At 36.6% G+C, this 23027-nt stretch carries 29 protein-coding genes; 14 read left to right on the forward strand and 15 right to left on the reverse strand.

The annotated features are described in order from the left end of the window. Position 1: 1 nt before the first annotated feature. From Q4503_RS11080 to Q4503_RS11125, 10 genes are all read right to left on the reverse strand, one after another. Complete coding sequence (locus tag Q4503_RS11080; RefSeq protein WP_303602299.1) at positions 2 to 229, reverse strand: hypothetical protein; 228 nt, start codon at positions 227 to 229, stop codon at positions 2 to 4. Next, positions 226 to 630 (reverse strand): DUF1353 domain-containing protein, encoded by a 405-nt coding sequence (locus Q4503_RS11085; RefSeq protein WP_303602300.1) that lies wholly within the window; start codon positions 628 to 630, stop codon positions 226 to 228. Before Q4503_RS11085 ends, Q4503_RS11080 begins: the two co-directional genes overlap by 4 nt. Further along, positions 627 to 872 carry a hypothetical protein gene (locus Q4503_RS11090; RefSeq protein WP_303602301.1) on the reverse strand — a complete coding sequence of 82 codons (246 nt, stop codon included), beginning with the start codon at positions 870 to 872 and terminating at the stop codon, positions 627 to 629. The genes Q4503_RS11085 and Q4503_RS11090 overlap by 4 nt, the downstream gene beginning before the upstream one ends. After that, positions 872 to 1489: a glycoside hydrolase family 108 protein gene (locus Q4503_RS11095; protein ID WP_303602302.1), complete on the reverse strand. Its 618-nt coding sequence runs from the start codon at positions 1487 to 1489 to the stop codon at positions 872 to 874. The genes Q4503_RS11090 and Q4503_RS11095 overlap by 1 nt, the downstream gene beginning before the upstream one ends. Positions 1490 to 1543: 54 nt before the next feature. Next, entirely contained in the window at positions 1544 to 2734 is a 1191-nt protein-coding gene (locus tag Q4503_RS11100) for a hypothetical protein (protein ID WP_303602303.1), read from the reverse strand. A gap of 5 nt (positions 2735 to 2739) precedes the next feature. After that, positions 2740 to 3786: a nucleoid-associated protein gene (locus Q4503_RS11105; protein WP_303602304.1), complete on the reverse strand. Its 1047-nt coding sequence runs from the start codon at positions 3784 to 3786 to the stop codon at positions 2740 to 2742. A gap of 97 nt (positions 3787 to 3883) precedes the next feature. Continuing rightward, positions 3884 to 4525, reverse strand: coding sequence for a hypothetical protein (locus tag Q4503_RS11110; RefSeq protein WP_303602305.1), 642 nt, complete (start codon positions 4523 to 4525; stop codon positions 3884 to 3886). 48 nt (positions 4526 to 4573) lie between these two features. Further along, positions 4574 to 5338: a hypothetical protein gene (locus Q4503_RS11115; protein WP_303602306.1), complete on the reverse strand. Its 765-nt coding sequence runs from the start codon at positions 5336 to 5338 to the stop codon at positions 4574 to 4576. Then, positions 5339 to 5530 carry a hypothetical protein gene (locus tag Q4503_RS11120; RefSeq protein ID WP_303602307.1) on the reverse strand — a complete coding sequence of 64 codons (192 nt, stop codon included), beginning with the start codon at positions 5528 to 5530 and terminating at the stop codon, positions 5339 to 5341. It lies immediately after the preceding gene. A 24-nt stretch (positions 5531 to 5554) separates the two neighbouring features. Next, positions 5555 to 5959: a helix-turn-helix domain-containing protein gene (locus Q4503_RS11125; RefSeq protein ID WP_303602308.1), complete on the reverse strand. Its 405-nt coding sequence runs from the start codon at positions 5957 to 5959 to the stop codon at positions 5555 to 5557. Between the two features lie 124 nt (positions 5960 to 6083). Here Q4503_RS11125 and Q4503_RS11130 point away from each other — a divergent pair, with 124 nt between their 5' ends. The 13 genes from Q4503_RS11130 (at position 6084) to Q4503_RS11190 (ending at position 15091) form a co-directional block, all read left to right on the forward strand. Continuing rightward, positions 6084 to 6347: a helix-turn-helix domain-containing protein gene (locus Q4503_RS11130; RefSeq protein ID WP_303602309.1), complete on the forward strand. Its 264-nt coding sequence runs from the start codon at positions 6084 to 6086 to the stop codon at positions 6345 to 6347. 59 nt (positions 6348 to 6406) lie between these two features. Next, positions 6407 to 6748, forward strand: coding sequence for a PTS transporter subunit EIIB (locus Q4503_RS11135; RefSeq protein WP_303602310.1), 342 nt, complete (start codon positions 6407 to 6409; stop codon positions 6746 to 6748). Continuing rightward, a complete protein-coding gene (locus Q4503_RS11140) occupies positions 6741 to 7217 on the forward strand; it encodes a hypothetical protein (RefSeq protein ID WP_303602311.1) in 477 nt (158 codons plus the stop codon). The genes Q4503_RS11135 and Q4503_RS11140 overlap by 8 nt, the downstream gene beginning before the upstream one ends. A gap of 156 nt (positions 7218 to 7373) precedes the next feature. Next, entirely contained in the window at positions 7374 to 7694 is a 321-nt protein-coding gene (locus Q4503_RS11145; RefSeq protein WP_303602312.1) for a hypothetical protein, read from the forward strand. An 8-nt stretch (positions 7695 to 7702) separates the two neighbouring features. Further along, entirely contained in the window at positions 7703 to 8638 is a 936-nt protein-coding gene (locus tag Q4503_RS11150; protein WP_303602313.1) for a hypothetical protein, read from the forward strand. A 23-nt stretch (positions 8639 to 8661) separates the two neighbouring features. Then, positions 8662 to 10440 (forward strand): hypothetical protein, encoded by a 1779-nt coding sequence (locus Q4503_RS11155; RefSeq protein ID WP_303602314.1) that lies wholly within the window; start codon positions 8662 to 8664, stop codon positions 10438 to 10440. A 13-nt stretch (positions 10441 to 10453) separates the two neighbouring features. Beyond that, positions 10454 to 11890 (forward strand): ExeA family protein, encoded by a 1437-nt coding sequence (locus Q4503_RS11160; protein ID WP_303602315.1) that lies wholly within the window; start codon positions 10454 to 10456, stop codon positions 11888 to 11890. A 24-nt stretch (positions 11891 to 11914) separates the two neighbouring features. Then, positions 11915 to 12535 (forward strand): DUF3164 family protein, encoded by a 621-nt coding sequence (locus Q4503_RS11165; RefSeq protein WP_303602316.1) that lies wholly within the window; start codon positions 11915 to 11917, stop codon positions 12533 to 12535. A gap of 219 nt (positions 12536 to 12754) precedes the next feature. Further along, positions 12755 to 12955, forward strand: a complete 201-nt coding sequence (locus Q4503_RS11170; RefSeq protein WP_303602317.1) for a hypothetical protein — start codon at positions 12755 to 12757, stop codon at positions 12953 to 12955. Next, positions 12955 to 13410 (forward strand): gp16 family protein, encoded by a 456-nt coding sequence (locus Q4503_RS11175; protein ID WP_303602318.1) that lies wholly within the window; start codon positions 12955 to 12957, stop codon positions 13408 to 13410. The genes Q4503_RS11170 and Q4503_RS11175 overlap by 1 nt, the downstream gene beginning before the upstream one ends. Next, a complete protein-coding gene (locus tag Q4503_RS11180) occupies positions 13407 to 13886 on the forward strand; it encodes a hypothetical protein (RefSeq protein WP_303602319.1) in 480 nt (159 codons plus the stop codon). The genes Q4503_RS11175 and Q4503_RS11180 overlap by 4 nt, the downstream gene beginning before the upstream one ends. A gap of 37 nt (positions 13887 to 13923) precedes the next feature. Next, entirely contained in the window at positions 13924 to 14232 is a 309-nt protein-coding gene (locus tag Q4503_RS11185) for a Mor transcription activator family protein (RefSeq protein ID WP_303602320.1), read from the forward strand. Between the two features lie 166 nt (positions 14233 to 14398). Further along, positions 14399 to 15091, forward strand: a complete 693-nt coding sequence (locus tag Q4503_RS11190; protein ID WP_303602321.1) for a hypothetical protein — start codon at positions 14399 to 14401, stop codon at positions 15089 to 15091. 811 nt (positions 15092 to 15902) lie between these two features. Here Q4503_RS11190 and Q4503_RS11195 read toward each other — a convergent pair. Together Q4503_RS11195 and Q4503_RS11200 are read right to left on the reverse strand one after the other, a co-directional pair. Next, positions 15903 to 16865, reverse strand: coding sequence for a zinc transporter ZntB (locus tag Q4503_RS11195; RefSeq protein WP_215971944.1), 963 nt, complete (start codon positions 16863 to 16865; stop codon positions 15903 to 15905). A gap of 52 nt (positions 16866 to 16917) precedes the next feature. After that, entirely contained in the window at positions 16918 to 18264 is a 1347-nt protein-coding gene (locus Q4503_RS11200; RefSeq protein ID WP_215971945.1) for a magnesium transporter, read from the reverse strand. 127 nt (positions 18265 to 18391) lie between these two features. Between Q4503_RS11200 and Q4503_RS11205 the strand changes: the two genes are divergently transcribed. Continuing rightward, complete coding sequence (locus Q4503_RS11205; RefSeq protein ID WP_215971946.1) at positions 18392 to 18886, forward strand: DUF1353 domain-containing protein; 495 nt, start codon at positions 18392 to 18394, stop codon at positions 18884 to 18886. 128 nt (positions 18887 to 19014) lie between these two features. Here the strand turns inward: Q4503_RS11205 and Q4503_RS11210 are convergent, their stop codons facing one another. From Q4503_RS11210 to Q4503_RS11220, 3 genes are all read right to left on the reverse strand, one after another. Next, positions 19015 to 19314 (reverse strand): hypothetical protein, encoded by a 300-nt coding sequence (locus Q4503_RS11210; protein WP_215971947.1) that lies wholly within the window; start codon positions 19312 to 19314, stop codon positions 19015 to 19017. 166 nt (positions 19315 to 19480) lie between these two features. Next, on the reverse strand, positions 19481 to 22222 hold the full coding sequence (locus Q4503_RS11215; protein ID WP_303602322.1) for a TonB-dependent receptor: 2742 nt from the start codon (positions 22220 to 22222) through the stop codon (positions 19481 to 19483). A gap of 324 nt (positions 22223 to 22546) precedes the next feature. After that, positions 22547 to 22888 (reverse strand): hypothetical protein, encoded by a 342-nt coding sequence (locus Q4503_RS11220; RefSeq protein ID WP_303602323.1) that lies wholly within the window; start codon positions 22886 to 22888, stop codon positions 22547 to 22549. Positions 22889 to 23027: the final 139 nt, after the last annotated feature.

Consider the following 23027-nt stretch of genomic DNA (forward strand, 5'->3'; position numbering starts at 1 on the left):
GTTATTCCTTTGGTTTTTTTACAATCATTTGGTCAACTAAGCCTGCAGTAGCACAGTAATCAAGACCTATTTCTACGCCTTTGCTTAACATTGTTGCTTTAATTTGTGCTCTAAATTCAGGGCTAGTAGAGCCACAATAAACACGTGATACATCACCAAGCTCGTAGCTTGAACACGCAGTTACCGAAACTAGTGCCGCAGCTAGCGCTATTGCTATTACTTTTTTCATATTCCCATCCTTCTTTTAGGGTGATTTTTCCAGCGAGGACCGCCAATTTTTAATGCCAAGTACATTGCTTTGGCTTTAACTTTACCTACGCCATCTGCACGTATTGCGTCGTAAAACATGCGATGTACTTGCTTGTGAGGTCTTGTTTGCGTAAGGCAATAAACGTCGTGTATTACACTGGCCCTGCGATAATGTCCGTTGAACGGGGAGCCAATTAAATACCAAAAAAAACGAGGGATGCTTGCGCCGTCAATAACGCATCCTGCCGGAGCTGTCCATTTAACGTTATTAACATCAACAAAAGAAAAATCTGCTGACAAGCGCATTCTCTTAGGTTCATTTTCAAGCCAATGTGTGTCTACTTGACCAATGAAATAAGGTTTTTTTATACTTTTGCTCATTTATTTACTCCAAGCGCTTGTGCCGTTTTAGGCAGTAGATTTGCTTGACCTGTTTTTACTTTCTTTATTGCTACGTCAATATCAATAGCTGTTACGCTATTCCAGCCACGTTTGTATTGATTCGCTTGCTCAGTGCGCTTGTAAACGCATGTGTATTTAAAAGGAACTTGCTGTAAGGCGTAGAACACCTCTGCACGTAAACGGGCCGTTCTGCCTTGTTGAAAGCGTTCTTGACTACCCATTATTCGTAACCACCAAAGCAGTCTATTGCTTGGGCTTCAAACAATACGGTAAAGGCGCGATCTAACCAGCCGCGAAGAAACTTAACTTGGTTATGTTGAGATGATTCTTTTACTTTTTTGGCGTAGCGCAAACAACGGCGTTTGGTGAGTTCATGCAGTACAAAGCTGTTAGATACACTCTCTAGCATGGCTAGGGTATTGGGGCCGATAATGCCGTCAGGGGTTGCGCCTATAATGCGTTGTAGGCTTTTACGGGCAAAGGCAGCGCTTTGGTTAACAGCAATATCAAATACAATAAGGGCGATGCATTGGGGAAGTTTGTCGCATTGATTGGCGAGCCAGTAGTCTTTATAAAAAATATCTACGGCTTGTTCACGGGTTAGGTTTTCAGGGTCTACGTCACCAATTCCGTCTAGGTCAATATCAATAAGGCCGTCTTCTTTACCGTCGCGTAAATCAGATATACCAAAGTTGGTTTTGCCACCAAGGTCGCTTGGGTCGTTTACATAACCACCTTCAGCACGAAGAATATGATTAATGGCATTTAAGGCGATAGGTGACATGCAAGCCGCAAGCGGCAAGTTGTTTGTTATGTTATGGGGATTTAATTTTTTCATGCTGTCAGAATGACAGCATGTGTGGTTAGCTAATATTAACCTGAGTTAGTAAAATCAAAGGGCTGCGTTATACATCAATATGAAAGATAAACTAACAAGAACTACTGCTGAGAATAAAGAAGTATACAGTTTGATATATACCCAAGTAGCTTTTTCATTTATATCTTCTAAAACAGTCATGATTTCTGACTTTTCTTGTGGGTACTCATCGTTCAACCGATTAAATAAGCCTTTATATTCTTTAGAAATAGTATCTAAAACACCAAATTGCCCCACTAAGTTTAGAACCAAGAAAGTAGCTAATATAAAAACTGAAATTAATACAGCAATGTTTTTTATAAATGCTAAATCCCCAATTTGATAACTTTGTATTTGTGTAATTGCAAACCAAACACCCGCTGGCATTGTTAATAGTTTGGCTACTGCGCCATCAAAAACGCCATTTACCCGTTCAACATACAATGTGGCTTTTTCTTGGTACTCTTTTCTAACTTTATCAAAAGTATAATTATCAACATAGTTTTGATAACTCAACGACAAATCCATTGAAAATGCATTGAAATGACTTATAAGATACCCAAATCGTAGGCTTTCACTCCTACTACTTAAAAAAGCAACTAACGCCTTACAAACCAGTGACACTTTAGCTTCATGGTGTAAATCTTTATCTAAAAAGCGTTCTAAGGCTTCTGTATCAAAACTATGTTCCAAATTAGATTTTTTTAATTTGTAGCTTAATTGTAGCGCTCGTTCATATACTACAAGGTTTGGAGTACCTGAACTGGCAACTGCTACAGATGCTAGTAACTGGTAAACTTTTGCAACGTTTTGATAGTTTTTAAAAGTAGTATTATTATCACTGGAAGTGATTAGTTGATAGTCATCAATAAGATATACAGCTTCAATAGGTTTTTTTACATATTCTTCGTAACTCAGTAACGTATCCCAATCTCTACAAATAAAAAATTTACTATGTATTTTTTTTGTGGGTAATTCAATTTTGGCCTTATAAGCTAAGTGTTCAACTTTAATTTCTGCAAAAGTGGCTTCATCGACAAGGTTATCATCATCATAAAAAGATATCGAACCAGAACATAAGCTATTCTCATGTAAAATCTTTAGCGATTCAATAAGTTCATTTGTTAAAGCAATATAGCCTGTAAGCATTGAAGACGCATGGTCAATCCTCTTTTCAGAAAGCTGCTCGATGATGTCTGCATATAAACTTAAAGTAATAAGGTTCATTTTTATTATTTAGTGTCCGCTTTAGCTCTTATTTCGTATTCTTCCAAAATTTCATCTTTAAGTGAATCAGGTATTTCATGAAATGAAAGTATACCATCTTTATAAATAACTGTTTTATCTAACTTGTCACGTTCAAATGTGATAGTCACACCGTTACCTTTACCTGAAATTTTTTCGTAATGCCTAAGCTCGGTAGGGTCTATCGCTAACTCTTCGCTAAGATCGTGTTCTAATTGTGCTGTAGCTAAAAAATCATCTGAAGCAGTAGGGAAAACGGCCTTTGCTATTTCAGTTAATAGTATATTATTTTTTTCTTTAGTTTGCTCTTTGATAAAACTAAGTGCCGTGGCAACTTTTTGTTGTGCTTGATCCGTGGTTAATTTTAACTCCTGAGTCGCATATTCAACAATCGCTTTTCGTAGGTTTTTTGTTTCTTTTACTGCAGCAAGTTTATCTCGTTGACAACCGATAAATTTTTCAAAATAATCTCTAATAACACTAGAACGGCCTGTTTTAAACTTAATGTAGCGATGACTTAAACCTTGTTTCCATTTGGTTAAGTTAACCGATGCACCTAAATGAAGTTTTTCTAATTCTAAAATTTGAGTGCTGATGACATCGAGTTTTTCTGTGTCTATATCAACACCTTCGCTACGTTGTAATACTGCAATAGCTAGCCAGTCTTCATTTCTATATTCATAATGGTAAAAAACAAGGTAGCCACCTTTTACTGATGATAAGCTATTACTAAGAAGTACAGTCTCATACCTATTAGTTAAATCTTGTGTCATTTGAACAAAGTCAGAACAAGTAAATGCTTGATCATAATATTTATCTAGTTTCTGTTCAAAAACTGGAATAGCTGTATTATCACCATCGACACCAAACTCTCCAATATTTAATGAGGTGCTTGAAAATAATGTAATCAGGTCCTCGGTTAATTTTTCGGTTAAGCCTGCGGTACTGTTTTCAGTATCTCTTAATTGCTTTTCTAATTTTTCACCATCTTTGTCACGTTTAACCACATGAATAATTACATGTTTAATCGACATATTAATTCCCTCTATTTTATTATTTTTTGTTTTATCTTAATTTATTGTCTACAGTTGTTTTATACATCTAGCAAGGAGGCCAAGGATGGCATTACTCCTATTGCATCGAAATATCGTTTAATACCCACTCACCACCAGTTTTACCAGTAACCGTACAAGCATAGTTGTTTCTTATTTTTGCATTAAAGCTATTTTTAGCATCCACATAGCCGGTAACGAGATATTTAATTTCATCTTTTCCACCGCGGCGGGTTTTCTTAAGTTGGGTAACGTTAGAATTGCTTAAAGAAGAGAAGTCAGCACTTGAGGGAACTTTTAATCGAGCTTCAACAAACTCCATGCAGTAAACAAAAGCATAGCTAGATGTTGGTTCTTTAGTTTTTGCTTTTTCTGCTAAATTATCAGAACAAGACCTAAATCCAAATAGCACCAGTAACACAACAATAAGCGCTATCGCACCTGTAATCATTTGAACTTTAATTGAATCTGCGGGGTTGCTTACATCACAATGAGGGCACTTTGCGATATTAGGCGTAACCACTTGAAAACATTTTTTACAGGTAACTATTTTATTTGTTTTATTCGGTTTAGTTGTGGCTGATAAAGAATAGTCTTCAATATAGGGCTTTTCGTCTGTTTCTTTAAAATTACCAGCTCGTCTTATCCAATATTTACCATGTTGGTCTTTATAGAACTTAGTTCCTCTAACTCTAATTCGTTCTAATTTTTCATCTTCCATAATGTATATCCTTATTTTAAATTAGTTAACCAATAGCAATTAAAAGCTTTAACTCTTATAACTTAAATCTGTCATTTCACCTGTTGAAGGGCAAAAATCACAATTCCAACCGCCTTCATCATTGTAATAATACTTACCACCTAATTCTGATGTATTTTTACCTAGCTCTCGGCTTATTTGTTGGAATACTGAACGAGTATTGTCACGTTCAATACTACCAAACATTGAAAGCTGTAATATTCTTTTACTACCTTCATCATTCTCTAATAAATCAATGCTAATACATGGATCAGATGTGAAGTCTATTTCTATTATTGTTTCTAGTGAAGGGTTTGATTCACCACTACTTTCAACTGATGCATAGGTGCTACTTGCGCTGACAAGTGATTCAACACATATAAGAGATTTACCGCCGTCAGGCTTTATTTGAGAAACGGGACCGGTGATATTTGACTGTATTGTCTTCTCAGTATTAGTAATAACCGCTTCCATTGAAGCAATTAACTTTTTTTGTAAAAACGATAAGGCACGATAGAACTGTTGCTGAGGAATAAAGCGGTAACGACTTCTTTTGTCTTTAGGAGGAGGTACTGGCGTATTGCAATAATCATTTAAATCAATCCAAAGCATTACTTCAGGGTTTTTTTGGGGATGAACTAGTAAAGTGTTACTGCAAATTTTATTCACTAGCTCCCTTAATTCTAACGCTTGCGAGTTAGAAATAACACTGTTACTCCCCGCTATATAATGGTGGTTATGAATATCACCACCTGCTTGCTGATTTGAGCTACCGCTAATACCTTGGCTATTCATTTATGCGTCACCAGCCACTTGTACGTTATTATTTCCTTCGATACTTTGTTCTAACTTTTGGCTATTACCGACTTGAGTATTGCCATTTCCTTTAATGCTTTGCGAACCCGTTGAAGCGATTGCCGAAGGCTCTACTTCTTTTAATGCTTTATTTAATCTTTCTTTTAGCTTTTTTTTAAAATCATCTGACATGTAAATACTCCTTATCTTTTATGTCTAGGCAACTAATTTTAATATGGGATAAATATCTTCTTTGGTAGGAATTGCATGCTTTAACATAGCTTGCATAAGCAATGTTTCTACTACTTCACCTTTTGCCTTTGGATTAAGGCTTAATTGCATTTCACTTAGCACTTCTTCAAGCGTTTTTACTATCGTTGATAGCTTTCCTTCAAAGTCAAAATGAGGCGTTTTAGGCTGATTTGATATTTCTATTAAATTATCCGAACGCACTCCTGTCACTATATATTGCACATCAAAACCCAATTCAGCTAGTAAACATAGTTTATCTGAAGGTATTGGTGCGCCAGACTCCCAACGGGTATAAGAAGCCCGACTAGATTGAATTTCCTCTACAACTTTAGATGCAGATAAACCCAATCTTTTTCTTTCTGATTGCAAAAAAGTGCTCATATATAAAAAACAAGTATTGACAGTGCTCATATTTGAGCACTATACTTTCCCTACTTAAACAAAACCATTAATCAAACCTAGCTACAACTAGGCAAACAAAAGTGAGTTTACTATGAATTATGAAACAATCAAAACTGAATTACGTAAAAAAGGCTATTCAATGTCTATGATTGCAGACGCATTGGGCTGCACACCCGTTAACGTTCACCAAGTTTGCCAGGGCAAGAACAATAGCTATCGCGTTGCCAAAGCGGTTGCTACCACGCTTGAGTTAACCGTGAATGATGTTTTCCCTACGAGTTACCAAGACGTTCAAAACTTCCCTACCAGCCGTGCAGAGCGTGTTGATGCCCTAAAGCAACGCTTAGCCAGTTAATTTCTTGCACTGGGTGCAAATAACGATTCACGAAATTTTTCAGGGGTTAAAAAGTAATAATGAACATAACCACGCAAACCAAAACCACGGCACAAGTCAACCAGCTTCATCATAGTGGGGTCTTTATGCTCAATGGACCATGCAATTGTGTCGTAGCGAATATGGTTGGGCAATTTAGCCAACAGTTCAAACAACATTCTGATGCTGCCCAGCTCTTCGTTGGTAATAACATTACTGATGTTACACCGTGTATTACTCGTATTCGTTTGGTGATGCATGACGCTTGTATCCTGTTTGTTCAATCAATGGTTAATAGCTTAGAGCCTCGATTAACGTTAGGTCTAGAGCAAAACGAACTGTATTTTTGGAAACGTGATCAAAGAGGTGTTTCTAATGGCTAGAACAAATTGGAAGTGCATTGTGCCGCACAATATGAATCATGCAATTCAGCTATGTAAACAACATGCATTAGATAATAAAAATATGAGTGTTGCGCGTATTGCTGACCACTTAGCAATTACTACTGACACGCTATATAAGTGGCTTGGTAATGGTCGAATACCTGCTAACCATGTATTTGCTTACGAGCAAGCGTGCGGTATTAGCTTTATTACTGAGTACTTAGCCCACAGCCAAGGGTATTTGTTAGTTAAAGCACCAACGGGGCGTAAAGCAGAACATAAAGACTTAAACAAGTTGCAACTATATATGGCGCAAGTAGCTGCAAAAATTATTGAAGCGAACGAAGGCGATTGCACCGCACAAGATGCAATAGATCACATAAAAATACTTATGCAAGATTTAGCTTATCAGCAAAAAAATGTAGCAGCCGTTCAGGTACCCCAGACCCAATTTGATTTAACGAGTTAACAAAATGATTGATAAAAAAAGAAGATCAGATGATTTGATTTTTAAAACTTCCCCCCGTTGGAAGCGTATTCGCTTAAACATTATTGAATTTATTGTGGTGCTAGCTGTTTTATTTCTGTTTTTTTATGCATGCCATTTAGTAGAGGTTTTAGCCCAATGAGTGAAATTAATAAAAGTTATTTGTCAGAGCAAGTACAACGTACTTTACGTGTAATCACGATTATGGCTGGTAATGAAGTAAATGGTATTAGCCCTGGTGAAATTGCGAAGATTGCTAAAACATCTGCCGCCAATATCACCCGTATTTTAGCAAACTTACAACAAGCGGGTTTTGCTGAGCCATTACCCGCTGATAAAACGCGTTTTCGTTTAGCACCACCGTTAGTGCAACTGGCCAACACCGTTGCCATGAACTTTAGACAACACCAACAACAAATACAGCAAGAAGCCCATAACTACGGCTTATTAGCAATATAGGAATACTTATGAATAACGATAACAATCAAGAATTAGCAAACGTTTCATCAGCGCAAGAGAGCGTTATATCTGATGCCAAAAATATACTAGCTTCAAAGCAAGATGTATTAATGGCAATTGGACAAGTTCAGGCATTTGATTTCATTCAAAAACTGACGACTGTCGGCAGTTTAAAGTCACTATCAGAAATAAAAGAATCCAAAGCATACAAGGGCTTGACCTACAAAAACGAAAAGGGAGAACTGACGACCGTCGGCACTTGGGAAGAGTGCTGTAAAAACTTTCTTGGTTCATCTAAAAGCGCTATCGATGAAAAATTAATAAATTTAAATGCTTTTGGTGAAGAGTTCTTTGAATCAGCCCAACGCATAGGCTTAGGTACTCGTGAACTTCGTAAACTTCGCCAATTACCCGAAGAATCTCAACAGCTTGTCATTAACAGTGAAGAAGTTGATTTAGGCGATAAGGAAGCAGTCAAAGAACTCATTGAAGACCTAAACTTCAAACAAGTCACTGAAATATCTGCATTAGAAGCCAAGGTGAAAGAAGCCGAGTCAACGGTTGAAGCCGTACGCGCTAACTCTGCCACTAAGCAAAAAGAGCTTGATGAAGTAAAAGAAATTGAAGCCAAACGTCGTTTCAGCCAAGAGCCTTGGAAGCATCAAACCCTTGATTTAGCAAAAGGCATGCTAGAAGCGCGTGTATTAATTGAACAAGGCGTTAATCAACTTACTGAAATATTCAAACAAATTACTGATGTTGATTCGCCACTTGATGAAAAAGCCACAAACTACTGTGCACGTAGCATATTCAGTGAGGCAACCAATGTTAACGATTTGGTTTATGCCCTTACCAGTGAGGTGTCGGGATTGCTTAGCACTACTTTTAAAGCTGATTTAGATGCAGTTGACGTATTAACTGAGCTTAGTGAAAACAACGAATAACGCGAATAGTTAGGGAACTGGTTATGATTTCAGAAAATTCAAAAAGTGATTTATTACAGTTTGGTAAGCAATTACAAAGTGCCAAGCATGGTGAAAAGTCCGTTATTGTAAATGAAGCGCTTAGCCATTTTGGTTGGTCTAGTCATCATACGCTTTATCGTGAGCTTAAAAAGCTAGGTTGGACTAGTGGCAAGCAAAAACGTAAAGATGCTGGAAAAACTAGCCAAGACGAACAGTCGTTATTAATGCTTGCTGCTATGAGTAAAACCAGTGCCAGAGCTAACGGTAAAACGTTAATGGAAACCCCTAACGCCATTAGTGTACTGAGCCAAAACGGCTATACCTTTAAAAGCTCTAGCACGGTTAACAAGTTATTAAGAGATCGTAACCTTACCGCCAAACAAAGCAAGCAAGATACTACGCATGGTCACTTTAGAACAGAACACCCAAACCATGTACATTTGGTTGATCCGTCATTGTGTGTACTTTATTACCCACCTGGTAGAAGTGGTATGCGCGTTCAAAAATTCACTACGTTTGAAGAGCAATATAAAAACAAACCTGAAGCGTTAGAAAAGATTAAACACTTAAGGGTTTGGCGTTATGTGATGGTTGATCACTTCAGTGGTTTAGTGACTGTTAAATATTATGAAAGTGCCGGTGAAAGCCAAGAGATTTTATATGATTTTTTAATTTGGGCATGGGGCAAAATATCTGGCTCACCATTTCATGGTTTACCGCGCACCATGTATTGGGATAAAGGCAGCGCTAACACCAGCAAAGCGGTTAAACATGCCTTAAGTTGTTTAAGTGTTGAAGACATTGCTCATACCACTCATTTAGCCCGTGCAAAAGGCGCAGTTGAGCAAGCGAATAACTTGGTTGAAAAACTACTTGAAGGCCGTTTGTTATTTGAGCCGGTGACCAGTGTTGATGAATTAAACGTAATAGCGGTGCAATGGCAAAACGCCTACAACGCCGATTTGCTACGTAACTATAACGCTAAGCATGGCCGTCATGGTATGGCGCGCACTCAAGCATGGCTTAAGATCATGCAACCTGAATTTATTCATCACCTACGTGAATTACCAGCACTAGATTATTGCCGTTATATATTCACTCATGAACCTGTGGTTCGTACTGTGTCGGGTGAATTAGAAATTACCTTTCGCCATCCAGTCGCTAAAAAGTCATTAACGTATAGCGTTGCCGAAATTGAAGGTGTATTCGTAAAACAAAAAATATTAGTGAACCCGATTGTACTGGGCGACGATGCTAAAGTATTAGTGACTATTCCCCAGCCGTTAGGTGACGACATTAAATGTGAACTAGCGCCAGTAGTGTTTAATGACATGGGCTTTAGAGTTGATTCACCTGTATTTGGTGAAGGCTTCGACACTAAAAAAGATTCCGTAATTGATAATAACCAAAAGGTATTAGATCGCATTGCTTTCCCTGGTCTATTGGACGAAGAAATTGATAAAGCCAAAGCGAAAAAAGTCACGCCGTTTAATGGCGAAATTGATGCGCTTAGCCATATTAAAAATATTGATTTACCTGCAGCAATAACCCCTAAAGGCAGCACACTTGATATGCCGTCTGAGTTTGTACCAACCCAAGCAAAACCACTTTCACCATTAGCATTAAAACTAGCTGTAAGTAATGCGTTAGGCCGTGACTTAGAACAATCAGATATTGATGTTATGTCTAAGTATGAAGAGGTTTATGTTGAAGATATTTCCTCTATTGTGGCTGAAATATTAAACCCTAAACCTACAACACTTAAATTAGTTAACAATTAATAAGGAGATCACCATGGCACATACACATAAAAGTTTAATGGTAAAAACACTTAAAAAGCACGGCATTAATCAGCTAGATATGGTGGCTGATATGAGAGCACACGGCTCACATATTTCAAGAACTGCATTGCTTGATTTAATTCGCTATGGGCTATGGCCTAAAAGAATAAATCCTGAATCTATTCGTGAATCCTTCACTCGTTTATTGGGTGAAGACAACCAAGAGGAAATAGAAAAAATGCTTAAAGCAGCACCAAAAGGTGTTAATTCGACAGCCGCTTACCAGGTGCTGCCGTTATTAGCTAAGTATGAATTGAAACAAGCCGATTTACGCAGAGCTATGGAAGAGACAGGCATTAAGCTTTCACCTTCTGCAATAAGTCAATTATTACTTCATGGCAAGTGGCCTATAACAATTAATGCCGAGTTAATTAAGGCTGCTGTTGAAAAGTTTATGAGTGAGCACGTAAGCACAAATGAACTAATGACCATGTGGGATGAAACCAAAACTAAAAAAGGGAACGCACCAACAACAATAAAAACAGTACAACCCACTTTAATTTTTGAGCAACCGGAGCGCGAAATGCTTTACCAAAAAACTATGAATCACTTTAAGTTAACCCGTCACCCATTTGAAAACGAGGTACACGGCATTGATGATTTATTTATGAGCCAGTCGCAACGTCGAGTACGTGAAAGCATGGTACAAGCCAGTTTAAATGGCAGTATTTTAGCGGTAACTGGAGAATGTGGCGCAGGTAAAACTGAGTTACGCAAAAGCTTTTATGATTATGCGAATCAACATCATCCTGAGTTATTAATTATTGAAGCGATGGTAATTGATAAAAAACGTTTAACGGCAGCGATGATTTTTGATGCATTAGCAGAAGAACTACAAATAACCAGTATGCCAAATGGTTTAGAAAACCGTGCACGTAAGGTGGAACGTACGTTAAAGCAAAGCGCTAAAGCAGGTAATAAACATGTTTTGGTTATTGAGGAAGCGCACGACTTAAGCAACGCAGCGATTAAACATTTAAAACGTATTTGTGAGTTAAGTGATGGGTTTAACCGCTTGGTTAGCGTTATTTTAGTTGGCCAACCCGAGCTTGAAGCAAAACTGAGCTTGTCTAATTTTGATATTCGTGAGTTTTCTTATCGCTGCAACATTATGACCATGCAGCCGCTTGGTGCTTCGGTTACTGATTACATTGCTCATAAGCTAAAGCGTTGCAATGTAGATATCACAAACGTTATTACCCCTGATGCAATTGAAGCCATTAAGACGCGCTTACAAGGTGTTGTGCAATACGGTATTACAAAGAGTAACGGCAGCAAAGATATGACTTACCCGTTAATGGTTAACACTTTACTGGTTAAGGCCATGAACGAAGCAGCAAGTGCTTTTGAGCCTAAAATTACTGCCGAATTAATTGGCATGATCAAATAACTAATTTTTACTGAGGATAGATGAATGAGTACAGCAACAGATAAACCAAAATTCTTATTAAATAGCAGAGGTTTTCAAACACCTATTGCAGAAATAAAGCCACAAGACTTATTAAAACACGACTTGGTTGTTGAGTTAACCCAACAGGCTAAAGAGCAAAGCAAGGCGCATGAAGACTTTAAACGTAAAGTTTTTAGTGAAGTTAACGATTTAATTGCGTTAGTGGCTGATGAATATGATGTGAGCATTGGTGGTGCTAAGGGCAATGTTTCGTTAACAAGCTTTGACCAAAAGAAACGTATTCAAGTAGGTATAGCGGATCAAATCTCTTTTGGCTCTGAAATTGATATTGCTAAGCAGTTAATCACTGAAGTTATTGAAGAGGAATTAGCTGACACAAGCAGCTTTATAGCCCAATTAATGCGTGATGCCTTTGAAGCTGATAGACAAGGCCAATACAACAAGAATCGTATTTTAGCTCTTCGTAAATATCGTGATTCGAATAAGTCTGATAAGTGGGGAATGGCGATGAAAGCTTTAGATGAAGCCATTATTGCCAGTAATTCTAAAACTTACATTACGTTTCAAGAACGCAATATACAAGGGGCTTGGGTTCAAATTCCGTTAGTTAGTAAGAGTTTGTAATGATTAAAATCCGTGGGCGTTCGGCATGCTGACTTATTAGCTATTGCCCATTATGCAATGTTGTTGCGTATCTCAGTGAATAAACGTCTAGCCGGGTGAAGGACCTCCAATTGGTAACTACGCCAAGGGTGACAAAGTAGGACCCCTTAAGCCCCTTAATTGGGGCTTTCGGGTGCAAAAACAACAATGGCGAAAGCCTATATATAAGCAGAGGAAGTTATGCATACATTAGAATTTACAACTGAACAAGTTAAAACCACATGTAAGTTTTTACATAATTTAGATGAAAGCACTTTAGTAACAACAGGTTTGAGTGAAGAAGAACAGGAGTGCTTTTTTGAAGTATTCGGTATGTTTACTCTTGAAAATGATGAGATAGCAGTTGATGAATATAACGCTACGATAGAGGAAGGCAAATAATGGCTGCTCAATACCGCCCTAAGTCTTGGTATATCAAGCTAATTCACATTGCAAAAAATCAACTACAGTTGGACGATGATTTATACCGTTCAAACTTAAAAGAACTTACAGGCAAAAGCAGCTGTGCTGACATGACGATCCCTGATTTGGTAAAAGTACTTGAGCACATGAAAAAATCAGGTTTTAAAGTAACTAGTAATAATAAGCCAAAATTAACAGGACCTCATGCAAAATTGTTCTCACTATGGCAAGAAATGGCTGACGCTGGCTATATTAAAAACCGCACTTACTCTGCTTTAGAGGCTTGGGCGACAGCTAATTGTAAAACAAAGAACGGTGGCGTGCCTGTAGCTAAGCTTGAATGGTTTACACCAATGATGTTTAGCCAAGCAATAGAGCAATTGAAAACTTGGAACCAACGAGAGCTTTGTAAAGCAAGGAATATTGAAGCATGAAGTTAGCCCGTTGCCCAAGCTGCCATGGCCATTTGCATTTAGATACATTAGTTCAAGACAGTAGCGCTAAATCTTTGTTGGCAATAGTGGCAAAGTTAAAGCCAGCATTAGCAACAAATGTTATAGGTTATGTAGCGCTTTGGCGTCCTGAAAAGTCAGACCTTAATAACGCTCGAGCAGTTAAATTGATTAATGAAGTACTTGAGCTATCAAAAAATGAGCAAGCATTAAGTGCAGCCCTGGAACAAACCGTTTTAACAATCCAAGCAAAGCGCCAAAGCGGTATGTTTCAAGCATTCAAAAACCATAGCTATTTAAGCCAGGTGTTGAAAACGATGGAAGAGAAGTTTAACCACCCAACAGCTAGCGCTACTAAAGTTAAAAACTCAAAAGCTGTTGTTAAAAACTTCTATGAAGAAAGCAAAGAAGTTAACGATGCTATGTTCCAAAAAATTCAAGATCAATATAGGAAGTAACACAATGAGTTTACCTGAACGTTCTGCAGGCTTTCTAATGTCTACAATCTTACACCTTGAAACTGAATTAAAAAGCTGTGGCATTGATAAAGATACGGCTGAAAAAATATCTCACAGCACCGTTGATAATTTAAGAAAGGATTATGGCGGCGAGCACATCTATTTCCCTAAAGGAAAAGAGCTTGATGCCATATTAAAGCATCATGAGATATATAAACGCTGGAATGGTCATAACCAAGTAGAACTATCAAAAGAGTTCAATATGACGGTACCGGCTATTTACCGCATATTAAAGAAAGCACATCAAAAAGAAGTAGACGAACGCCAGAACCAACTGGCGTTTTAACTGATAATCAAGATGTTCAACTACTGCAATACAAATGCAAGCAATCCGTCAAAAAAACAAAGTAGCTCATACTTGATCTGCCATTTTTAAATGCCAGAGTTTAACTAAAGATATATTTGGTATAATCTAGCAACTAGATTTTAAAAAATTTAAGGCTTCTCGAATAATGGATAATTCATACCCAATACACGGATTATTGAAATTTTTCTCATGTAAAGAGCATATGGATAGTTTTAAACGTGGGAAAGTTAAATTTGCAACTCCGCATTATTATCGCACTAACCCTAACCCTAATATAGCTGACCAACTTGAATCTTGTATTGAATTTTCTACTGATACCAACAACTTTGAAAAAATAATATCGAAATATGAAGGGGCTAATGGCATCGATATTTTGAAGAGTAAAAATAATTTGTTAATCTGCCCTAATCATGAACCTAAAGATGCCTTTATACAATGTTGGTTTGCACTTGGATCTCACAATAAATTTGAAGATAGCTTGTCAAAAATGCTTATGAATTTCGGTAGTTACTTCGTGTTTTTAGACGTTAAAAAGATAGAAACTTATAAACAACGATTACTTAAAAAATCTGGATTGAAAGTTAAAGGGAACATCGTCAATTATACCGATGATAATTTAAAACATTCATTGATAGTGAAAAAACAAGATTTGGAATATCAAAAAGAATTTCGTTTTTTTCTCGGTGAATGTGAGAAAAATAATGCTGAAGACCGTTTTTTCGAATTGGGAAGTTTGAAGCCAATTCTAACTGAAATGAGAAGTGGCAAAGTTATAAGTGCTGACGGAACTATAACATATTTCACTTCTGGTCATAGTGAAGTGGTTAAATCAAAATAAAAGTCTGCTACTGGCACAAAGTGATCGCTAATAATTATAAGACAAATGACCATAATGATGGTGTTTGCGGCAGTTAGAAAAGGTTAAGCCTATAAAACCAAAATATCAGTTCAAGTTTGAGCTAAGACAACTAAAAGTAAACCACCAACTGATTTTTACTATATTAAAATAACTTTCAAATACTCAATCATTTAATTCCGCACAATTTCACAAAATTTCACACTTTTCTCTGTTTTCTTGTATTCTTTTCTCTCTTTGTATCATATTTGGGCGTTGGTATGACTCCCCACGTCAAGTTAAATACACTGATCCTTATTCACTAATTTAAGAATCCTTTATATTCACTTCTATGATTAAGTGAGTTAACGCATAGAATGAAGCAAGTAATTTCGTCGGTTATCATGCTGATATTCGTGGATTATTAACCTGTTGGTTAACAGCGCCTACCTTACTCATTTCGTCGTGGAAGAAAAATTTGGGACACCCATCAATTAGCAATTTAAATAACAAGTTGTGTTATTGATACAAAAACTAATCTAAATCTGTTGTAACTCCGTTATTACTAATAACTACATTGTGGCAAAAGTTAGCGGCCTTAGATAGATACCCAACGACTGTTATGAGCTTGTAGAAGTCATTGGCCTCAATTCTACATTCGTATTTATAATGACTGGCAACAAAGTCACCACAGCGGTCACTCGAAACAACTGAATTTATAAATACATGTTAGGGTTTAAAGCGTGATAATAGCTAGATGTTTTTTTATTGGGGTATTCAAGAGGTTTGTGAATACAAACCCCTGGTAAATAAACTAAAACCATTTTTTCTTTTTGAAGATCCAAACTTGTAATACCACTACAGCAATAAGTATTAAGATAAAAATACTGAATGCACTGGTGTTATCCGAACCTGGGATACCGCCAACGTTAATCCCTAATAAGCCGGTTAAGAATCCTAAAGGAAGAAATATTGCGGCAACAACCGATAGCACAAACATTCTGTTATTCATTTGTTCGGCTAATTTATTGTTTAGCTCCTCTTGGCAGACAATTGCTCGGTCTTTAATAGAATCTAAATCTTCAATGTAGCGTGTTAAATGATCAGAGGTTTCTCGTAATTGTATTTTTTCTTCGTTAGAAAAAAGTGTGATTTTATCACTTACTAATTGAGTCATCGCTTCTCGCTGAGGTGATAAATAACGTCGAAGAGATATAATTTGTCTTCGTAAGTCAGAAAGCTCATTTCGTAGATCATAACTATTTGCTGCTAGGGTGTTCTCTTCTATTTCTGATACATTATCTTCTATTTCATAAAGCGTTTGACTCATTCTTACGATTAAATTTTCGGTCATTAAAGTGATAAATTCAGACGCACTTTTAGGGCCACAATTGTTATCAAAATTAGTCGCTATATCTTTGGTTGATAATAACGTACGAGCACGTGTACTGATAATATTATTTTTAGTGAACCATATACGGATAGATACCATATCTTGAGGATCACTATTAGGTGCTAAATTTACCCCCCTTAATGATAATAATACTCCGTCATTAAGCATGGTTGCTCTAGGGCGAGTTTCATCATTTAGTAACGCGCTAATAACAACAGGGTTTAAGTGTTCTTGCTGTTCTAGCCATTGTTTTGTTTCGTCTTTCGTATAATCAAAATGCAACCAGTAAGGGCGATTACTTTCTAACGTATCGAGTGATGAAATAGTGTCGTTTGGGCTACTTTGATCAAAATAATAACCATAAATGAACGCTGCTTGACTCATAATTACCTCTAAATTGTTATCTCTAACAAAAGTATAGTTTGTTATAAAATGTTTATAACAATAACAATGTACCGCAGCCTAAGAATGCGATAAAACCAAATATATCTGTGACGGTAGTTAAGATTACAGCTCCTGACAAAGCAGGATCGATTTTAAACTTAGTTAGTATCCAAGGGATCCAAACTCCAGATAATGAAGCAACTAGAATATTACCTAAGATCGCGAGACAAATAGTGACTGATAACATAGGATTTGAAAACCAATAAAAAGTAATTATACCGATGACTGTTGCCCAGAGTATGCCATTTATTGCTCCGACTTTTAGTTCTTTATTGATGATAGCTTGTCTATTCGAGTCACTTATTTGTCCTAATGCTAACCCTCTAATAATTAGCGTTAATGTTTGACTACCGGATATTCCTCCCATTGAAGCAACAACAGGCATTAGTACCGCCAAAGCGACTACTTGTTGTAATGTAGCTTCAAATAATCCGATAAACCAAGAAGCTAAAAAAGCGGTTACTAAATTAACACCTAACCAAATCGCACGGTTTTTACTACTTAGCCATACACTAGAGAATAAATCTTCTTCTTCACTTAAACCGGCTGATTGAATTAACTGATTATCTTTTTGTTGTTCTTTGTATTTGTATGCTGTATGTAAGTCTAAGCGCCCAGTTAAGCAACCATTTTCGTCGATGATGGGTAATGCCAATTTACCTGAAAGAATTACTGCTTCAGCGGCTTCATCTATATTTTTAGTACTGTCTAATGCTATAAACTCTTCATCGACTAACTCGCTTAATGGCTGTTCATCATTTAAAAGTAATAATTTATTAATCGCTATTTCACCGAGTAAAACAGATTTATTATCAATAATATAAATAACTTCACTACAAGCAGCTTGTTTTTTTGAGCAAATTTTCTTTGCTGACGATACTTTTAACTTAGCAAGGATTTTGTGCTCATCAAAACTTTGCCAATGGCCAACTTCGTCTTCTGAATAATCTTGTGCTTTTTTGAAATGTTCGCGCTGCTTTGCTGTCATTTGAGAAATCGCATACTCAATAAAGCGAACACTTAGATCTTCGGTAAGTTCAAGTAAGCTATTAGCATCTAATTTATCAAACAGCGGTAAACATGCATCATCATCCATAGCATTTAATAGCATTTGCCTAGATTCATTTTTCATCTCTAGGAAAATATTTTGCTGGTACTCACTACTGAATTCTTTCCAAAGCATTAAACGAGGTTTTATTGGAAACGCTTCGAGTAGAATGGCAGTATTTTCGGGTAACAATTCACGTTCAATTTCTACGGTAAGTGCATTGAGTGGTAATTCATGAGTAAAAAGCTCATCTACTTTTTCAATATATTCAGGTAATAACTCTAAAGACATTACTTTTCCTAATAGGCCGTTGTTCAATAAATTTTTTTAATCAAACTAAGTGAAATTTTACGTTTTAATCTATGATACATTTAACTATAGAATCACATTATTAACTATTAATAATGTGATAAATTTTATGGAAATGCCAAAATTACAGCCCTTTGCCATTAAGACACAACGTTTTTCGTTTTATTCTAAGCTATGGCGTTTACTTTTTAGAAAAAGGCAATGGCAACTTGTTGAAGATTGGCATTATGTATTACCAAATAAAAGGGTCATTATTATCCCTAAGGGATTTGTATTTGACGGTAGCTCCTATCCATCAATCGTATGGATCTTTTTTTCACCGACAGGGCTGCTATTAATTCCAGTGATATTGCATGACTTTTGTTTTAAATATAATTATTTATGGGCAAAGCAGGGGGAGCGAGTATATAAATTTAAGGCTGGTAATGGTTTCTTTAAATGGTCAGCATTAATACGTAATGTCGGTATTGAAAGGAATGAATTATTGTTGATTGACTATTTTATGTGGCTTGTTTGTATTAGTTTTGGTTGGATAAATTGGTTTACTTTTCAAAGAAAAAAATCAGTGGAGTTATTTCCTGTTAATGCGAATAAAAGCATGTAGTTGTATAGTTACTGTGAGGTAGTTTCTAGAATGACGATAATTATTCATTTATTAGTTATGACTGAAGATGAGTAATTTAAGTGAGTACTTTATCGATCACGCTCTATTTAGGTATTCTCTGATCGTTATTACCCTGTAGGTAATGAAAATAATGGGGAGCTATGTAATTTAGGGGCTTGTGTATCAAATGTTATGTCATCGATTGACATTTTGTCACAATATTGTTCAATAGCAGCGATGTCTTTAGTGCTTATTTGTAATAAATTTTTTTGCATCATGCCGTCAATGTATGCGTTATTACCATTTAAATTAATATTAGCGACTGCACTATAGGGCTCTCCATAGTTTTCAACACGTATAGCTTTCACCATTTTTACTTCGAAAATCCAATCATTTATTTTAATATGACGAGTTATTTTTTCATTCATCTTATATGCCTCTTGTTGATATATAACAATTATGATTTTTCTTAATTGTTCGATCCAAAAAGCTGACAGCATAAACTATCAGCTAAGTATATTAAACTAACAATAACTGGACTATATTTAAAAAATGCTATGACATCATTGCTATTTTATTAGTAAACATTATTTGTTAGAACGTATAGGTAGCACCTAAGTAGAAAGTACGGCCGTTTTCAGTTACATTGTATAGTCTGTCTGCTGAGTCACTGTACTGTTCCTCTTTCACATCAGTTAAGTTGGTACCTTCAATGGTTACTTTTAATTGTTCCGATATATTGTAAAAAGCTGAAAAATCAACATAGGTGGTTGCATGGTAACCACGTTCATCTTCATCACTATTTGATGAGACATCTGAAATATAATCACTACGGTAAGCTGCGGAGATACGTGTTCCCCAATTTTCTTGCTCAAAATAAATGGTAAAGTTGCCTGAATGCTCAGATAATCCAGGGAACGATTTAAACTCATCAACTCCAGTGTTACCCACATTGCGATACAAGGCTTCGCCATCGGCATAAGTATAATTAATAATTAGCCCCATATTATTTAGTGGCTCTGGTAAAAAGTCTAAATCTCGCTGAAATGCCATTTCATAACCGCTAATATTGCTTTTGTCGGTATTAATTGGCTGAATAACCGTATATATGGTATCTGATGTTTGTGGATTACCATTGCCATCAACGTCACCTAAAAATGATAATGAATAGCCAGTATTTCCATAGGCTAATGAGGTTGTATTGGTAACAATGAAATTGTCAATTGATTTAGTAAAGTAGGCGGCAGATACATAACCGACTTCATCGAAGTAATATTCTATTGCTGTTTCAAAATTAGTTGATTCAAATGGTTGTAGTCCTGGATTACCTGCAGAAATGCTCAGACCATTTGTTGAGTTAGGATCATTTTGTACTGTTCCTGTTGCATTTAATGCCGCTAATGAAGGGCGTGTAACATTTTTTCCAATACTTGCCCGTATCACTAGGTTATTGGTCGCCTCCCAAGCTAGATTTAATGTTGGCAATACACCAGAGTATTCTTGTGTTACTTCGGTAAGTTCATTATTGACTAAACCTACGGAACTAATATTTGTATTGTAATATCGAGCACCTATATTGCCACGTAAGAAGCCATTAGAAAAATCAGCACTAAATTCGTATTGTAAATAAGCGCCTAAGGTCTCCTCTTCTACTTGGTTTGAATAGCTAGCTTGAGGTAAGTTACTATCAATGCCATAGGCATTTAATACGCTAGGTACGTCAACAACTAACCACTGTTGTTCGTTATGTCCTGTATAGGTATAAGTTACATTAGGGTCAATAATATCGCTTATATCTCCTTGTTCCCATTCGGTACGTAAGATATTGTCAGTTTTGTTTTCCCATGCTTCATTTTTAAAGTTTTTTAAGGAAATACCTGCAGAGATAGTACCAGCATTATCTAACATATAGATTGTGTCTAGCTTGGCAAGGTCAAAGCTATTCGATATTTGATCTTCTTCTAGATCTATTTCGTGGTACCTATACTCATCAACGTCGGTTACATCATAGCCATAGGTGTTAATGCCATAAAATTGATTCTTAGTATAGTCAATTGTTTGATCACCAAAGGATTCCAAATAGACTTTAGTGCTTCCAGTATCAAAATCACTATTAGCGTGACCAACTAATGCTTTTAAAGTGAAGCTATCAGTGATGCTCCATTCACTATTTAACACCATTTGGGTTAATGTAGTATCAGCATTTTGTTGACGACTTTCTGAGTGAATCGCTGCGTTTTCAAAATGTGAATAGATTACTTCGTTACCCGCATTATATTGTATATCGACTAAACTTGAGCAAATAGGTGCGTTAGCTTCTGCTTGGATACTACTATAAGTTGGGCCTGTGCAGCCTAAAGCAGTAGAGCTTGAGCCTCTACTTTGCAGGTGAAATTCATTACGGTCGTTATCCAAAACACCGTATAAGCCATCAAACCCTATTTTAAAGTTACTACTAGGACGATACTGCAAAGCAACGGTTGCACCAATACGGGTTTGTTCATTCTCAAATGAAGAATAACGGCTACCGCGTGAAAACCTTAGGTCACCACTGTTAACAGCATCTTGGTTTTCCTGAGATAGAGCCGAAATATCCGACCCATCTGCATTTTTTAATCGCCAACGATAGGTATTAAAGCCTTGTTCATTGGTATTACGTTTGCTGTAGGCGATCGATGCTAAGGCACCAAAATTCCCCCATGTATTCGAAATTAATACAGCTACTCGAGGACTTGTACCATCGGCTAAAGTATTTTGTCCTATTTGACCACTAATCGCCCCTTTAAAGCCATCATAATCAAAAGGTTTTGCAGTTACTAAATTAACTGTTCCACCGATGCCACCTTCATCCATGTCGGCTGAGAAAGATTTGTTCACATCAACACGGTTAAATAACTCAGAAGCAAAAATGTTAAAATCAAAAGCGCGTGAGCGACTGATTGAGCCACGACTATCCATAGCCGAAGATGAAGTACCTAATGCTTCCATTCCATTAAGCTGAACTTGGGTAAAATCTGGGCCTAAGCCACGTAATGAAATTTGTCGGCCTTCACCACCTTCACGAGTAATGGCAACACCAGGAATACGCTGCAATGCATCGGCAAGGTTAAGATCTGGAAAGTCAGCGATATCTTCAGCTACAATTGAGTCTTGCGTACCCAATGCATTTCGTTTTAAGTCTTTTGCTTGAAGTAAACTACCGCGAAAGCCTTTAATTTCAATTGTTTCTATGTCACCTTCATTTGTATCCGTTTGTGCTAAGGTCGTTATTGATACAGAGCTGAGAGCGCCAATAATAGCTATAGTTAGTGTCTTTTTGGCGAAGTGCTTTTTCATGTGAATCTCCGTTTATAATTTACTAATGAGCTCGCAAGGGGCGAATGATGAATATAAAGTAAAGCTTTAAATGCTGAGTTATTGATTTAGAAAAGGATGGTACATAGCTTGTGTCATTGGTTAATTGAGGTACTATTCTCTTAGGGATAAATTTAATCAATGTTTTGCCTATTAACGTTACATTTGTGTAGTGGGAAGTAACTTTTTTGAATTGGTTCAATTATTTAGCTTTAGTTAGAGCGCACTAAATGATCAAAAAAGCCGACTGTAAAGGGGGACAGCCGGCTTAAGAGATCAAACTAGTGATTAACAGCCGAGTAAATACTAGTCTTCTGCATTGGCCATATCTGATACTTTCTTTTTCAACTGAGCAATAAAACTATTGAATTCAGTTTCTTCAATTTGGCTATCTTGGTTGGCATCGATATTATTGAATTCTTCTTGCAAGAAGGTAAGGTGAGAAACAGCAACTTCATCTTGACTTAACATGCCATTAGCATCGCCGTCTAATTCAGCAATTAATGCAGGAAAACTAAGTTGTTGTTCTATTTTAGGTTGAGCATTTTCTACCGTTGCACTTAGTTTATCTTCAGCATTTACAAAATTAGAAGCAAGAGCCGCAGTAATTACCATTACAGTAACTTTGAATAAATTAATGTTTTTCATTTTGATACCTTTTTATTTGTAGTCGAGCAACGCTCGATTTGTATTTACGATAAAATCCATAATGAGTTAAATAAATCAGTGTATATGCATTATTTATGCTCTGTTATGTGTTCGAAAACTGTGATTGCATACTCCATGC

This window comes from Colwellia sp. 6_MG-2023 (genome assembly GCF_030547765.1).
GTDB lineage: Bacteria > Pseudomonadota > Gammaproteobacteria > Enterobacterales > Alteromonadaceae > Colwellia.

Excerpts from the sequence above, each read along its gene's own strand:
- Q4503_RS11170 (WP_303602317.1), top strand. The coding sequence starts at position 12,755 with ATGCATACATTAGAATTTACAACTGAACAAGTTAAAACCACATGTAAG.
- Q4503_RS11195 (WP_215971944.1), bottom strand. The coding sequence starts at position 16,865 with ATGAGTCAAGCAGCGTTCATTTATGGTTATTATTTTGATCAAAGTAGC.
- Q4503_RS11185 (WP_303602320.1), top strand. The coding sequence starts at position 13,924 with ATGTCTACAATCTTACACCTTGAAACTGAATTAAAAAGCTGTGGCATT.
- Q4503_RS11145 (WP_303602312.1), top strand. The coding sequence starts at position 7,374 with ATGAGTGAAATTAATAAAAGTTATTTGTCAGAGCAAGTACAACGTACT.
- Q4503_RS11100 (WP_303602303.1), bottom strand. The coding sequence starts at position 2,734 with ATGAACCTTATTACTTTAAGTTTATATGCAGACATCATCGAGCAGCTT.
- Q4503_RS11085 (WP_303602300.1), bottom strand. The coding sequence starts at position 630 with ATGAGCAAAAGTATAAAAAAACCTTATTTCATTGGTCAAGTAGACACA.
- Q4503_RS11165 (WP_303602316.1), top strand. The coding sequence starts at position 11,915 with ATGAGTACAGCAACAGATAAACCAAAATTCTTATTAAATAGCAGAGGT.
- Q4503_RS11175 (WP_303602318.1), top strand. The coding sequence starts at position 12,955 with ATGGCTGCTCAATACCGCCCTAAGTCTTGGTATATCAAGCTAATTCAC.
- Q4503_RS11120 (WP_303602307.1), bottom strand. The coding sequence starts at position 5,530 with ATGTCAGATGATTTTAAAAAAAAGCTAAAAGAAAGATTAAATAAAGCA.
- Q4503_RS11140 (WP_303602311.1), top strand. The coding sequence starts at position 6,741 with ATGGCTAGAACAAATTGGAAGTGCATTGTGCCGCACAATATGAATCAT.
- Q4503_RS11155 (WP_303602314.1), top strand. The coding sequence starts at position 8,662 with ATGATTTCAGAAAATTCAAAAAGTGATTTATTACAGTTTGGTAAGCAA.
- Q4503_RS11210 (WP_215971947.1), bottom strand. The coding sequence starts at position 19,314 with ATGAATGAAAAAATAACTCGTCATATTAAAATAAATGATTGGATTTTC.
- Q4503_RS11105 (WP_303602304.1), bottom strand. The coding sequence starts at position 3,786 with ATGTCGATTAAACATGTAATTATTCATGTGGTTAAACGTGACAAAGAT.
- Q4503_RS11220 (WP_303602323.1), bottom strand. The coding sequence starts at position 22,888 with ATGAAAAACATTAATTTATTCAAAGTTACTGTAATGGTAATTACTGCG.
- Q4503_RS11130 (WP_303602309.1), top strand. The coding sequence starts at position 6,084 with ATGAATTATGAAACAATCAAAACTGAATTACGTAAAAAAGGCTATTCA.
- Q4503_RS11180 (WP_303602319.1), top strand. The coding sequence starts at position 13,407 with ATGAAGTTAGCCCGTTGCCCAAGCTGCCATGGCCATTTGCATTTAGAT.
- Q4503_RS11190 (WP_303602321.1), top strand. The coding sequence starts at position 14,399 with ATGGATAATTCATACCCAATACACGGATTATTGAAATTTTTCTCATGT.
- Q4503_RS11135 (WP_303602310.1), top strand. The coding sequence starts at position 6,407 with ATGAACATAACCACGCAAACCAAAACCACGGCACAAGTCAACCAGCTT.
- Q4503_RS11205 (WP_215971946.1), top strand. The coding sequence starts at position 18,392 with ATGGAAATGCCAAAATTACAGCCCTTTGCCATTAAGACACAACGTTTT.
- Q4503_RS11115 (WP_303602306.1), bottom strand. The coding sequence starts at position 5,338 with ATGAATAGCCAAGGTATTAGCGGTAGCTCAAATCAGCAAGCAGGTGGT.
- Q4503_RS11095 (WP_303602302.1), bottom strand. The coding sequence starts at position 1,489 with ATGAAAAAATTAAATCCCCATAACATAACAAACAACTTGCCGCTTGCG.
- Q4503_RS11090 (WP_303602301.1), bottom strand. The coding sequence starts at position 872 with ATGGGTAGTCAAGAACGCTTTCAACAAGGCAGAACGGCCCGTTTACGT.
- Q4503_RS11160 (WP_303602315.1), top strand. The coding sequence starts at position 10,454 with ATGGCACATACACATAAAAGTTTAATGGTAAAAACACTTAAAAAGCAC.
- Q4503_RS11200 (WP_215971945.1), bottom strand. The coding sequence starts at position 18,264 with ATGTCTTTAGAGTTATTACCTGAATATATTGAAAAAGTAGATGAGCTT.
- Q4503_RS11110 (WP_303602305.1), bottom strand. The coding sequence starts at position 4,525 with ATGGAAGATGAAAAATTAGAACGAATTAGAGTTAGAGGAACTAAGTTC.
- Q4503_RS11080 (WP_303602299.1), bottom strand. The coding sequence starts at position 229 with ATGAAAAAAGTAATAGCAATAGCGCTAGCTGCGGCACTAGTTTCGGTA.
- Q4503_RS11215 (WP_303602322.1), bottom strand. The coding sequence starts at position 22,222 with ATGAAAAAGCACTTCGCCAAAAAGACACTAACTATAGCTATTATTGGC.
- Q4503_RS11150 (WP_303602313.1), top strand. The coding sequence starts at position 7,703 with ATGAATAACGATAACAATCAAGAATTAGCAAACGTTTCATCAGCGCAA.